Annotated in this window: 11 protein-coding genes and 1 riboswitch; of the genes, 4 read left to right on the top strand and 7 right to left on the bottom strand. The window is 70.5% G+C overall.

Annotated features, from left to right (window positions below; translation table 11 throughout):
- Positions 1-3: 3 nt before the first annotated feature.
- Positions 4-1,518 carry a bifunctional phosphatase PAP2/diacylglycerol kinase family protein gene (locus ACSEEN_RS03455; protein ID WP_440712308.1) on the bottom strand — a complete coding sequence of 505 codons (1,515 nt, stop codon included), beginning with the start codon at positions 1,516-1,518 and terminating at the stop codon, positions 4-6.
- A 39-nt stretch (positions 1,519-1,557) separates the two neighbouring features.
- Between ACSEEN_RS03455 and ACSEEN_RS03450 the strand changes: the two genes are divergently transcribed.
- Positions 1,558-2,421 carry a hypothetical protein gene (locus ACSEEN_RS03450; RefSeq protein WP_298443881.1) on the top strand — a complete coding sequence of 288 codons (864 nt, stop codon included), beginning with the start codon at positions 1,558-1,560 and terminating at the stop codon, positions 2,419-2,421.
- Between the two features lie 26 nt (positions 2,422-2,447).
- On the opposite strand, the gene ACSEEN_RS03445 is transcribed toward ACSEEN_RS03450, so the two are convergent.
- From ACSEEN_RS03445 to ACSEEN_RS03430, 4 genes are read right to left on the bottom strand one after another with little or no spacing between them, the layout of a single operon-like run.
- Entirely contained in the window at positions 2,448-2,951 is a 504-nt protein-coding gene (locus tag ACSEEN_RS03445; RefSeq protein WP_247863576.1) for a PH domain-containing protein, read from the bottom strand.
- Positions 2,948-3,424, bottom strand: coding sequence for a 6,7-dimethyl-8-ribityllumazine synthase (gene ribH / locus ACSEEN_RS03440; RefSeq protein ID WP_247863577.1), 477 nt, complete (start codon positions 3,422-3,424; stop codon positions 2,948-2,950). The genes ACSEEN_RS03445 and ribH overlap by 4 nt, the downstream gene beginning before the upstream one ends.
- Positions 3,421-4,695, bottom strand: coding sequence for a bifunctional 3,4-dihydroxy-2-butanone-4-phosphate synthase/GTP cyclohydrolase II (locus ACSEEN_RS03435; protein WP_247863578.1), 1,275 nt, complete (start codon positions 4,693-4,695; stop codon positions 3,421-3,423). The genes ribH and ACSEEN_RS03435 overlap by 4 nt, the downstream gene beginning before the upstream one ends.
- Before the next feature lie 2 nt (positions 4,696-4,697).
- Positions 4,698-5,330, bottom strand: coding sequence for a riboflavin synthase (locus tag ACSEEN_RS03430; protein ID WP_247863579.1), 633 nt, complete (start codon positions 5,328-5,330; stop codon positions 4,698-4,700).
- Between the two features lie 56 nt (positions 5,331-5,386).
- A riboswitch (FMN riboswitch) is annotated at positions 5,387-5,549 on the bottom strand.
- Between the two features lie 124 nt (positions 5,550-5,673).
- Here ACSEEN_RS03430 and ACSEEN_RS03425 point away from each other — a divergent pair.
- Positions 5,674-5,946, top strand: a complete 273-nt coding sequence (locus ACSEEN_RS03425; protein ID WP_247863580.1) for a Z-ring associated ZapG family protein — start codon at positions 5,674-5,676, stop codon at positions 5,944-5,946.
- Positions 5,947-6,013: 67 nt separating this feature from the next.
- Here the strand turns inward: ACSEEN_RS03425 and ribD are convergent, their stop codons facing one another.
- Together ribD and rpe are read right to left on the bottom strand one after the other, a co-directional pair.
- Complete coding sequence (ribD, locus tag ACSEEN_RS03420) at positions 6,014-7,036, bottom strand: bifunctional diaminohydroxyphosphoribosylaminopyrimidine deaminase/5-amino-6-(5-phosphoribosylamino)uracil reductase RibD (protein WP_247863581.1); 1,023 nt, start codon at positions 7,034-7,036, stop codon at positions 6,014-6,016.
- A 3-nt stretch (positions 7,037-7,039) separates the two neighbouring features.
- Positions 7,040-7,738, bottom strand: a complete 699-nt coding sequence (rpe, locus tag ACSEEN_RS03415) for a ribulose-phosphate 3-epimerase (protein ID WP_440712307.1) — start codon at positions 7,736-7,738, stop codon at positions 7,040-7,042.
- Positions 7,739-8,092: 354 nt separating this feature from the next.
- Between rpe and ACSEEN_RS03410 the strand changes: the two genes are divergently transcribed.
- Both ACSEEN_RS03410 and ACSEEN_RS03405 read left to right on the top strand, forming a co-directional pair.
- Positions 8,093-9,325 carry a PASTA domain-containing protein gene (locus ACSEEN_RS03410; protein ID WP_440712306.1) on the top strand — a complete coding sequence of 411 codons (1,233 nt, stop codon included), beginning with the start codon at positions 8,093-8,095 and terminating at the stop codon, positions 9,323-9,325.
- The gene (locus ACSEEN_RS03405; protein ID WP_440712305.1) at positions 9,322-11,751 is read left to right on the top strand and encodes a VWA domain-containing protein; all 2,430 of its coding nucleotides are present in this window, start codon (positions 9,322-9,324) and stop codon (positions 11,749-11,751) included. The genes ACSEEN_RS03410 and ACSEEN_RS03405 overlap by 4 nt, the downstream gene beginning before the upstream one ends.
- The last annotated feature ends 35 nt before the right edge of the window (positions 11,752-11,786 follow it).

Raw genomic sequence — 11,786 nt, 5'->3', positions numbered from 1 at the left:
GGCTCACGCCTCCCGGACGATGCTGGTGCCGTACACGCTCAGCGAGCGGTAACCGAGGCGGTACGACGCGGTGGTCATCTCGTCGCCGGCCTCGCCGTCGTGGGCGACGCGGATCGGGGCGGCGGAGGTGATCTCGAAAGCCGGGACCTGCGCCTCCTGATACAGCTTGGACGCCTTGATCCGGCCGGTGAGCAGCGAGGCGGCGATGCGGACGGTCTCGAAGCGGTGCCCGGTGCGCAGGTAGCGGACGTCGATGAGGCCGTCGTCCAGGCGGGTGCGGCGGCCCGGGAAGAATCCGGCGGTGCCGTACATGCCGTTGCCGAGGAAGAAGAACAGGGTCTGCACCTCGTCGCCGTTCATCGCCACCGTGACCGGTTCGCTGTGCCGGAGGACGTGCAGCCCGGCGCGGATGGTGGCGACCGGGCGGCTCGCGCTGTGCTGAAAGCGCTCGCGCGCCTTCACGTATTCGGGGTAGGCGCCGATGCTCGACGTGTTCAGGATCAGCTGGTCGTCGTTCAGCCAGAGCACGTCGACGTCGGTGACCTCGCCGGACCGGACGTAGTCGACGGTCGACCCGACGTGTTCGGCGCCGATGTCCTTCGCGAAGTGGTTGAAGGTGCCCGCCGCGAAGACGGCGAGCGGCAGACCGGACTCAATCGCCTGCTGCGCGACGGCGGCGACGGTGCCGTCGCCGCCGGCCACGCCCAGCACCTCCGCGCGCGCCGCCGCCTCCCGGGCGACGTCGCCGAGGTCCCCGGCCGTCGACAGGTCGACGATCTCCGCGGCGGGCAGCTCCTTCTCGATCTGCGCCTGCACCCGCTCACCGGTGCCGTCCCCGGACGCCGGATTCACCAGGATCACCAGGCCTTCCCCGTCCGGGCGGGGGCGCTGCTCCGGGCGGCGCGGCGGCGGCACGGTGATCGCGTGGTCGTCGACGGGCTTCACCAGCTGCGCGCCCAGCACCGCGATCCCGGCGCCGAGCGCGAAGCCGGCGAGGACGTCGCCCGGATAGTGGGCGCCGGTGGCCACCCGCGACAGGCCGACCAGTCCGGCGAGCCCGCCCAGCAGGTATCCGGCCGGCCGGTTCTCCACGCCGACGGCCATCGCGAAGGCCGCGGCGCTGGCCGAGTGCCCGGACGGGAACGAGCTGGACGTCGGCTGGCGGCGCAGCCGGCGCAGCCCGATCCCGGCGGTGTCCGGCCGCACCCGCGGGTGCACCCGCTTGCTCACCTGGTTCGCGATGAGACTGGTCACGCCGAGGGTCACGACGCCGCGCGCGGCACCCCGCCGGAGCGACGGCGACTTGGTGGTGGCCATCGCGGCGGCGATCACGAACCACAGCTTGCCCTTGTCCGCGGCCGCCGACAGCGGCTTCATCGCGGCGTCCAGGAACGGGCTCGGCGAGTCGGCGACGGCGCGGAACACCCGCTCATCGAGTTCGGCGAGGCCGGCGGTGAGCGCTTCGGCGGGCTGTTCGTTGGGCACGACGGGACCGGTGAATCGGGTGGGACGGATCATAGGGAAACCGTAGCGGCCGGCGACGGTAAACTGGTGCTCATGACGCGCTCGCCGCGCCCCGCGGCCCGGCGCCGCAGCCGGGCTGCGGTGACCGGGGTCCTCGCGAGCGCCCTCGTCCTGCTGCTGTCGAGCTGTCAGATGAACGCCGGCACCGAGTTTGCGAGTCAGTTCGGCCGGTACCTCGACGGCCGCGACGATGTCGCGAGCCATCGGATCCGCGGCAACAACGACCTTCCCGGGCGCGGTTCCGCCGACAGCCGGGTGGATCTGCGAGACGGCCTCTCCGACGCCGAGCTGGCCCGCTCGATCAGCGAGATCACACACCACCGCGTCGCGCGGAAGATCGCGCACCACAATCTGTCGTTCTACTTCCCCGCGGTCAACGGCAGCGGGGCGCCCGCGACGGTGTCGGTGTTCGTCCGGACCGGCGACGGCGCGCTCGGCGACACCTCCCCCGCCGCGCTCGAGCGCCGGATCGCCGACGTGCGGGCCTTCGCCGCGTCCGATCCGGGGCTGATCACGCTCGACACCTTCATCCACGACCTGCGCGGCAGCACCAGCGGCGACCCGTACGTGACGGCGGACCGGCTGAACGACTATCTGCGCACCGACCCGCCCGGTGTCCGCTACGTGTCGGCGACCAGCGGAGATGTCGGCGCGCTGGGTGTGGTGAGCTTCGACGCCGGCGACTCGGTGGAGCAGCTGCGGCCGCTGCGGCAGGTGCTCGCGGCGCTTCCGCCCGGGGTCACGCCGGTGCGCTGGCGGGCGAACTCGCAGCGGCCGGTCACCGCACCGCAGTTCGAGCTGGTCCTGCCGCGGGGCACCGATCCCGCGGTGCTCGAAGCGGCGGAGCATCGCGCCGCCGAGGCCGGGATCCCGCTGTCGGCATCGATCGCGAGATAGCGGCGCCGCCCGGGCCGGACCAGCCCTTAGGCAGGCCGGTCCGGTGTCGGCTCGGCGGGCGGGCGGTACTCGCGCTGGAGTTCCCGGACCCGCCGCATCGCGGCGACGGCGGCGTCGCCGTCCCGGGCCTGCACGGCCATCACCGGAATGTGCTCGTCGTACGGGAACAGCAGCCGGGCCCACGGAGCCTTCTCCGGGTAGCTCATGCCGGTCACCTCGTCCCAGCCGTACACCCGCTCGGTCACCAGGTTCAGGACGCCGATCCCCCGCGGGCCGACGCGCAGCCGCGAACGGGTGAAGAGCAGCAGCACGCAGGAGATCACCACGCCGATGGTGATCAGCGCGGCCTGATCCTGCCAGCCGACGGGCGCTCCGGTGTCCCGCCAGGTGAGCAGCAGACCGAAGGTGACGTGAATGGCGATCACCACGACGATCGCGATGATCACGATCCGCACGATCGCCTTGGGCCGGTAGACGTAGACCCAGTCGTCGTCGGTGTCGGGCCGCTGCTCCGGCGCCGCGGTGTTCATCGGCCGGCGAGGCCGGCCAGCACCAGCGCCGACGCGAGGGCCGCCGTCATCGCTTGCGCGCCTTTGTCTTCCGACGATCCGGGCAGACCCGCCCGGTTAATGGCCTGGGCCTCGTTCAGGGTGGTCAGGACGCCGTTGCCGACCGGCGTGGACTCGTCGAGCGAGACCCGGGTCAGGCCGGCGGTCACCGCGTCGCAGACGTATTCGAAGTGCGGGGTCTCCCCCTTGATCACCACGCCGAGCGCGACGACGGCGTCGTGCGTGCGGGCCAGCGCCTGCACGATCACCGGCAGCTCGATCGCCCCGGCTACCCGGACGACCGTCGGATCGGTGACGCCCGCGTTCGCGGCGGCGCTGACCGCGCCGTCGAGCAGCGCCGTGCAGATCAGCTCGTGCCACTGCGAGGCGACGATCGCGACCTTCAGCCGTCCGGCGTCGGCCAGCTCGAGCGTCGGTTCTCCGCTGCCGCTCATGCGCCCGCTCCGTTCTCGATCGCGTCGTCGAGTCCCTGCAGGTCGTGACCCATGCGATCGCGTTTGGTCTTCAGGTAGCGCAGGTTCTCCTTGGTGGCCCGGACCGGCATCGGCACCCGGTCGATGATGGTGAGCCCGTAGCCGTCCAGGCCGACGCGCTTGGCCGGGTTGTTGGTCAGCAGCCGCATGGACCGCACGCCCAGGTCGACCAGGATCTGCGCGCCGATGCCGTAGTCGCGGGCGTCGGCCGGCAGGCCGAGCGCCAGGTTGGCGTCGACGGTGTCGCTGCCCGCATCCTGGAGCTGGTAGGCCTGCAGCTTGTGCAGCAGGCCGATTCCGCGGCCCTCGTGGCCGCGCATGTACAGCACCACGCCGCGGCCCTCCTGCGCGACGGCCTCCATCGCGGCGTGCAGCTGCGGGCCGCAGTCGCAGCGCAGCGATCCGAAGACGTCGCCGGTCAGGCACTCCGAGTGCACACGGACCAGTACGTCGGCGCCCGCCCCGTCGGGTCCCGCGACGTCGCCCATCACCAGCGCGACGTGCTCGACGTCGTCGTACGGGCTGGAGTAGCCGACGGCGGTGAAGTCGCCGAACTCGGTGGGGATCCGGGCCTCGGCGACGCGCACGACATGCTTCTCGTGGTGGCGCCGCCACGCGATGAGGTCGGCGATGGAGATGAGGGCGAGGTCGTGCTCGTCGGCGAAGACGCGCAGCTCCTCGAGGTGCGCCATGTGGCCCTCGTCCTTCTGGCTGACGATCTCGCAGATCGCGCCGGCCGGCCGCAGCCCGGCGAGCCGGGCCAGGTCGACGGCGGCTTCGGTGTGGCCGGGGCGGCGCAGCACGCCGCCCTCCTTGGCGCGCAGCGGCACGACGTGTCCGGGGCGGGTGAAGTCGTGCGCCTGCGCGTCGGCCTCGGCGAGCTTCCGGATGGTGACGGCGCGGTCGGCGGCGCTGATGCCGGTGCCGACGCCCTCGCGCGCGTCGACGGTGACGGTGTACGCCGTGCCGTGCTTGTCCTGGTTCACCGAGTACATCGGCGGCAGCCCGAGGCGGTCGCAGTCGGCGCTCTCCAGCGGCACGCACACGTAGCCCGAGGTGTATCGCACCATGAACGCCACCAGTTCGGGGGTGGCCTTCTCGGCGGCGAAGATCAGATCGCCCTCGTTCTCGCGGTCCTCGTCGTCCACCACCACCACGGCCTTGCCGGCCGCGATGTCGGCGAGTGCGCGTTCGACGCTGTCCAGCGTCACCTTGCCGGTCTCGTCAGTCATCCTCACTCGCCTTCCTTCACCACGCTGCCGTGCGCCGTCGCCCCGGTCAGTCGTTCTACATATTTCGCGATCACGTCCACCTCGAGGTTCACCGGGTCGCCCACCTGCGCGACGCCGAGGATCGTTCCGGCGAGCGTGGTGGGGATCAGGGAGACCTCCAGCCAGGGCGCGCCGGCGTCGTCGCCGACCGCCGACACCGTCAGCGACGTGCCGTCGATCGTGATCGACCCCTTCTCCACCACGTATCTCGCCAGCCCGGCGGGTATGGCGACCCGCACGACGGTCCAGTTCTCGGTGGGCGAGATCGACGCGATGGTGCCGACACCGTCGACGTGCCCCTGCACGATGTGCCCGCCGAAGCGCCCACCGGCCGGCATCGCCCGCTCCAGGTTGACCGCGGAGCCGGGGGCCAGGCGGCCGAGGGAACTGCGCTGCAGGGTCTCGTCCATCACGTCGACGGTGAACGTGTCGGTGGTCTGTTCGACGACGGTCAGGCAGACCCCGTTGACCGCGATCGAGTCACCGAATCCGGCGTCGCTGGTGACCAGCGGGCCGCGGATGGTGATCCGCGCCGCGCGGTCGAGATCCTCGCGCGCGACGATCTCGCCGCGTTCCTCCACGATTCCGGTGAACACCCGTCTCCTCCATGCATCCGCGCTCGGGGAGGACAGGTCGCGGCCCGGTGCCGCGCTGCCGTTCTCTCGTATCCGGACTGTGACCGTCGGCTCCGGGATCTCACCGGAATCTGCTGTCCCCGTGCTGGCACGGGCGCTCGCGGGCTCGTGACGCTCACGGACCTGCCGCTCGCCTCCATCACCGCCGGTGGGGAATCGCACCCCGCCCCGAGAACTCTGTCTCCGACGCTAGCACGCGGACGCGCCGTCGTGGCGCGCGCTCCGGCGCTGTCCTGCGGTGTTAGATAGACGCACAGCGCACGAAAGCCCGTGCGCGTCACCGCGACGACACCCAGGGGACGCCATGACCACTTCGCCCACCGGAAAGATTCCCGCCGGGCAGCCGCCCGCCTCGAAGGGCGCCGGCCGTGACATCGGCGTCTTCATCAAGCGGTTCTGGCTGCCGATCATCCTGGTGATCCTGGCCATCATCTTCATCGCCACCAACACCAACGACACGCCGCTGACCATCGGCTGGGTCACCATCAACTCGCCGCTGTGGCTCACCATCACCGTGACCGTGATCGTCGGCTTCGTGATCGGCTGGTTCGTCGGGCGCCGGGGCAAGAGCGACTGAGGCGGTACCCGCGCCGGCTGACCGTACTGTGACGTAGATCAGCGGCGCGGTCGGTGCTGCGCCGACATCATTCGGATTCGTTCCGGGCGGTCAGGGTGACCAGAAGGTCGTCGCCGAGTTCGGTCACCGACTCGCGACGGAAGCGGTGCGCCTGGGTGAGGGTGGTGACGGTGCGGTCGAGGACGGCCGGGGAGCCGTCGCCGAGGATCGTCGGCGCCAGGTAGTACTGGACCTCGTCGACCACACCGGCGGCCAGGAAGGCACCGAGGATGCCGGGACCGCCCTCCACGAGCACCCACAGGGCGTCGGGGACGGCGTCGAGGACGTCGCGCGGATCGTACGAGCGGACCTGGACCAGCGGAGCCGTGTCGTCGAGGAGTTTCGCACCGGCCGGCAGGTCTCGCTGCCCGACCACCACGCGGGTGGGCTGATGGGCGTAGAGCGAACCGTCCGGCCGCCGCGCGGTGAGCGACGGGTCGTCGGCGAGGGCCGTCCCGGTCCCGATGACGATGGCGTCGAGCCGTGACCGCTGGGTGTGCGCGTGAGCGCGCGCCTGCGCCCCGGTGATCCACCGGCTGGTGCCGTCGGGTGCGGCGATGCGGCCGTCGAGGGTGGCGGCGATCTTCGCGGTGACGAAGGGGCGGCCGTGCGCCTGCCGGAACAGCCAGGGCCGCAGCGGCCCCCGCCGGATCTCGTCGGAGAGGACGCCGCCGGTCACGGTGACGTCGGCGGCCCGGAGGCTCTCCGCTCCCCCGGCGGCGATCGGATTCGGGTCGGACACACCGAAATGGACCGCCGTCACCCCGGCGTCGATGAGCGCTTCGCTGCACGGCCCGGTACGGCCGGTGTGGTTGCACGGCTCGAGGGTGACCACCGCGGTGCCGCCGCGAGCGGCGCGTCCCGCATCGCGCAGGGCGACGATCTCCGCGTGCGGTCCGCCCGGCGGCTGAGTGTGCCCGACACCCGCGACCCCGCCCTCGGCGTCCAGGATCACCGCACCGACCGGAGGGTTCGGCGAGCTGAATCCCTGTGCGCCCCTAGAGGTCTCGATCGCCAGGCGCATGGCGCGCTCGATCGCGGTGGCGGACATGCGTCAGACGGTGACGGCGGCGTCGGTGGCGAGCCGGCGCAGTTCGGCGACCCGGGCGGCCGGATCGTCGCCGCCGTAGACGGCCGATCCGGCGACGAAGCAGTCGACGCCGGCCTCGGCGGCCTCCTCGATGGTGTTCGCGGCGATGCCGCCGTCGATCTCGATGAGCAGCTTGAGCTCCTCGGCGTCGATCAGCTTCCGCAGCTCACGCACCTTGTGCAGGACCTCCGGCATGAACTTCTGTCCGCCGAAGCCGGGTTCCACGCTCATGATCAGCAGGGTGTCGAACTCGGGCAGGATCTCCAGGTACGGCGCCAGCTCGGTGCCCGGCTTGATGCCCAGCCCCGCCTTGCCGCCGGCCGCGCGGATGTCGCGGGCGACGGCGACCGGGTCGTCGGTGGCCTCGGCGTGGAACGACACGTTGTACGCCCCCGCCTCCGCGTACGGCGGCGCCCAGCGCCCGGGATCGGCGATCATCAGGTGGCAGTCGAGCGGGATGTCGGTGGCCTTGAGCAGCGACTCGACCACCGGCAAGCCGAGGGTCAGATTCGGGACGAAGTGGTTGTCCATCACGTCGACGTGCACCCAGTCGACACCGGGGTCGATCTCGGAGGGGCCGACGGCGGCGATCTCGGCGGCGAGGTTGGCGAAATCGGCGGACAGGATCGAGGGCGCGATCATCGGCGCCGGTCGTTGACACATGCGTCGTAGTGTAACGGTCTCCGGGGTGAGCGCCGGGCCGTGGCGCCGTACTCCTTTTGGAGGACATGACGGGGCGATTCGCGAGGATCGCGATAATCTTCGTGCCTACCACGAGCCAGGAGTGTCATGCCGAGTCGCGATCCCCGCCAGCCCGGACCAGGCCGGATTCCCCGGCCGACTCCCCCGCCTCCTCCCGGCACGCCCCCGGCCGCGGCCGACGCGGCACCGCCCCGGTTCGGTGGACACGCGCCGCATCCGGCAGCCCCGCTCCCCGGACGGGCCGGCCCGCCGCCCGCACCGCCGGGCCCCGGACGGCCCCTGTCCGGGCCGTCGCACCCGGTGCCGCCCCCGCCCATGCCCGCGGCCGGGCCGCACCCCACGACACCCGGCGGACCCCGACCGCCGACACTTCCGCAGCCACCTCGGCCCGGTGGGGCGGGCCCGATTCCGGACGCTCCGGCGGAGCCGACGGCCACCATCGCGATCGGCGGTCCCGCGCCGGCCCCGGAACGACGCCGACGATTCGGCCGCAAGGGATCGCCCACCGAACTCCCCGGCAGCGCCGCAACGACGACCGATTCGGCAGGCGGCGATCGCCGGCGCGGCCCCCTCGCCTTCTTCCGCACCCGCCGCGGCACTCTTCTCCGCTGGACCGCACTGTGTCTGGGGCTGATCCTGATCGGCTGGTCCGTCGGCTACCTGGTGATGCCGCGCAGCGGCGGCGGAGACCAGATCGTCATTCCGAAGGAAGCCTTCGAGGCGACCGCGACACGGGGTGACATGCCGTCACTGGTGGGGCTGAACCGCGACGCGGCCGTCGCCGCGATCGGTGACGCCGGAGTCAGCGGCATCACCATCGACTATCGCGACAAGCCCGCGGCCGGACCCACCGGCACGGTCATCGCCCAGACACCCGCCGCCGGCGTGGCGGTGACCGACGGCATCGAACTGACTCTCTCGGTGCCCGCACCGATGCCCGCGCTGAAGGGCGTCCCGAACCGGGATGCCCGGACCACCCTGGAAGACCTCGGTGCGATCGTCACGGTCGAGAGCGTCGTCGACCCGGCCGCACCGGCGGGAACCGTACTGCGCACCGATCCCGCCGAGGGCCAGCCGATGCCGTCGAGCGTGACCATGGTGGTCGCCGATCCCGGCGACGCGCTCAGCCTCTCGACGGTGTCGACCGTCTCCTCGTCGAGCTGTTCGACCTCGAGTTCGGCGAGTGTGGCGGGCAAGACCCTGAGCAACAACGTGACCTGTACGCCGGGGTCGTCGAAGAAGGCGGAGGCGGAGGCGGAATACGCGATCAACCGCAACGCCACCCTGCTCGAGGCGACGGTCGGCACCGACGACACCAAGGGCAAGGGTGGTGCGACGGTCACGATCTACGGCGACGACCGTCCACTCAAGACGGTGAACGTCGGCCTGGGCCGTTCCGAGGACATCCGGGTGGACGTCCGGAACATGATGCGCCTGCGGATCGTGGTGACCTCCGGCGGCGGTGACGACTCCCCGACGGTCGTGCTGGGCGACGCCCGGCTGCGCGGTTCCACCGACGGCCTCGACCAGATCGCGGGCCGGCGATGATGCGGCGGCTGATCGTCGCCGCGATCGCCGCACTGCTGGTGCTGAGCGGACTGCCGTGGCTGCCGGCCGGCCCGGCCGCGGCCGAGCCCAAGGCCAGCGGACCCGGCACCGTACTCGTGGTGATGGATACCTCCGGGTCGATGTCGGCGTCCACCGACGGCGGCAGCACCCGGATCGAGGAGGCACGAAGTGCCGTACTCAAGACCGCGGACTCGTTGCCCACCGGTGCCCGCTTCGGGCTCATCGCCTATCCCGGCAACGGTCGCGTGGTCGACGGCTGCTCGATCGGTGACGAGGAGATCAAACTCGGCACACTCGAGGCCGGCACGGTATCGACCGCTGTGCGGCGGCTGACTCCGAGCGGCGACACGCCTACCGGCCCGGCGCTGCAACACGCGGCAGACGTCCTCCGCAAGGAAGGCGGCCACGGCACGATCATCGTCGTCAGCGACGGTGACGCGAACTGCGGCTCGTCGAACCTCTGCGAGGTCGCCGAGAAGATCGCCAAGGAGGGCATGGCCGTCCAGGCGCATACCGTCGGATTCCACCACGAAGACGATCAACTCGCCTGTGTCGCGAAGACACTCGGCGGCAGACATGTGAACGTCACCGAGCCGGGGGCGCTGGAACCCGTACTTGAGGAACTCAGCGGCGCGAAGCTGGAGTTCGACCTGGAGGTGCCGAAAGAGATGCCCGAAGTCGCCGGTACCGGCACCCAGGGCAGCACGATCGTCGCCAAGGTGCGCAGCACCGGACAGCAGCCGGCCAACAACGTGCGCGTGTCGATCCAGGTGACCGGCGCCGACGGCAAGCCGAGCACCAAACTCATCATTCCGCAGGCCGTCCGCTTCCTCGGCAATCTCCAGCCCGGCCAGCGAGAACGGCAGGTGCGGATGACGATCCGTCCACCCGAGGGCACCATCGGCGACTACAAAGTGACGGGGACCGCGTATTCGGTGAACACCTCACCGGTACAGCAGAGCGGGTCGTTCAAGGTCGTCCGCAGCGGCCCGGTCTCCGGACTCCTCGGCGACGTGCAGAGCGTCGCGGTACTCGGCGACTCTTATTCTTCCGGTGAAGGATCCGGAGACTATATCGCGGGCACCAACTCGCAGTTCGAGAACATGTGTCACCGGTCGAAAGCGAACTATGCGGGTGTCATGTTCTCCGATAACGCGTACACGATCGCCTGCTCCGGGGCGACGACCTGGGATTTCTGGGCCCAGCAGCAGGTAGCATGGTCACCTCCCAAGAACCGCGGCATGTACGAGATGCCCCAGCTCAAGCGCCTCCACGAGGTGGCTTCTCATCACCCCGTCGACGCCGTATTTCTCTCGGTCGGCGGAAATGACGTTGGCTTCGGCGATGTCCTGGGTGCCTGCATCGCGAAATTCGATCACTGCATCCCGCAGGTCCGAGAGGCGACCAAGAAGGCGAAGGCACAGTCTCTCGCCGACCGGCTCGCCGATGTCTACACCGACGTCGACAACACCATCAATTCGGATACCCCACGGAAGCAGCGAGGACAGCACACGGCGCCGATCGTCGTCGTCCCGTATCCGCGGATCACGCCGACCAACAACGCCCTCGCCGAAGAGGGCGAACCTGGGCAACTCCGACCCGGCGAAGGCTGCATGATGGGTGTCAGTCCCGACGAGATCACCGAGCTGAACTCCATGCTGGACGCGGTGAACGCGACGATCGCCCGTGCGGTGGACGCGGCCCGGGCCACCGGGGTGCCGGTGTACTACGCACAAGATGTGATCGGTGCCTTTCAGCCCGATCACACCATTTGCGCGCGGGACTCGTACGCGGTCAACAGTGTCGCCGCGAACGCAGCGCCATGGCTGCAGCAGCAGATCGCCCATCCGAACCGGAAGGGCTACGAAGCGATGGCCAGCAGTCTTCGGGGGTGGTCGCAGACGACGACCCGCTTCGTACCTCGCGACGAGCACCGTTCCGATTGGTCGGACGTGGTGATATCCGAACGCAATCCGGTGGACAAGGTCAGTAATCTGATCTCGGCCCCGGTCAAGAAGTTCGATCTCATGGAACCGCTGACCGACATCAACGTCCAGAGCTCCGGATACCAGCCGAACAGTGTGGTCACCATCGAGGTGCGTTCGACTCCGCGCGCCATCGGCAGCTTCATCGCCGACCGTAATGGGAACGTGAACGTCCATTTCGTGTTGCCGAGCCACGTGACTCCCGGCCGACACAAGCTGGTCGCGCAGGGAATCGCTCCCGACGGATCCGCTCGACAAACCGTTCAGGACATCCGGGTGATCCCCCGCTACAGCGGGATCATGACCGTGGTGTTCCTCGTCGGCGTGATCCTGGCCGCGGGCGGGGCGATCTCGATCCGGCGAGCCAAGAAACGCAAATCCCGCGCCGCCACCACGCCGCCGCCCACGCCGGCGGTGTGAAGGTCCGGGAGCGGTGGACGGTATCCGGTCACCGC

This window comes from Gordonia marina, from assembly GCF_052036135.1.
Taxonomy (GTDB): domain Bacteria; phylum Actinomycetota; class Actinomycetes; order Mycobacteriales; family Mycobacteriaceae; genus Gordonia.
The sequence above is the reverse complement of the archived record's forward strand: the minus strand, read 5'-3'. Positions and strand labels throughout refer to the sequence as shown.

Bases quoted from the DNA above. Each gene is read 5' to 3' on its own strand.
- ACSEEN_RS03455 (WP_440712308.1), bottom strand. From the start codon at position 1,518: ATGATCCGTCCCACCCGATTCACCGGTCCCGTCGTGCCCAACGAACAG.
- ACSEEN_RS03450 (WP_298443881.1), top strand. From the start codon at position 1,558: ATGACGCGCTCGCCGCGCCCCGCGGCCCGGCGCCGCAGCCGGGCTGCG.
- ACSEEN_RS03445 (WP_247863576.1), bottom strand. From the start codon at position 2,951: ATGAACACCGCGGCGCCGGAGCAGCGGCCCGACACCGACGACGACTGG.
- ribH (WP_247863577.1), bottom strand. From the start codon at position 3,424: ATGAGCGGCAGCGGAGAACCGACGCTCGAGCTGGCCGACGCCGGACGG.
- ACSEEN_RS03435 (WP_247863578.1), bottom strand. From the start codon at position 4,695: ATGACTGACGAGACCGGCAAGGTGACGCTGGACAGCGTCGAACGCGCA.
- ACSEEN_RS03425 (WP_247863580.1), top strand. From the start codon at position 5,674: ATGACCACTTCGCCCACCGGAAAGATTCCCGCCGGGCAGCCGCCCGCC.
- ribD (WP_247863581.1), bottom strand. From the start codon at position 7,036: ATGTCCGCCACCGCGATCGAGCGCGCCATGCGCCTGGCGATCGAGACC.
- rpe (WP_440712307.1), bottom strand. From the start codon at position 7,738: ATGTGTCAACGACCGGCGCCGATGATCGCGCCCTCGATCCTGTCCGCC.
- ACSEEN_RS03410 (WP_440712306.1), top strand. From the start codon at position 8,093: ATGCCCGCGGCCGGGCCGCACCCCACGACACCCGGCGGACCCCGACCG.
- ACSEEN_RS03405 (WP_440712305.1), top strand. From the start codon at position 9,322: ATGATGCGGCGGCTGATCGTCGCCGCGATCGCCGCACTGCTGGTGCTG.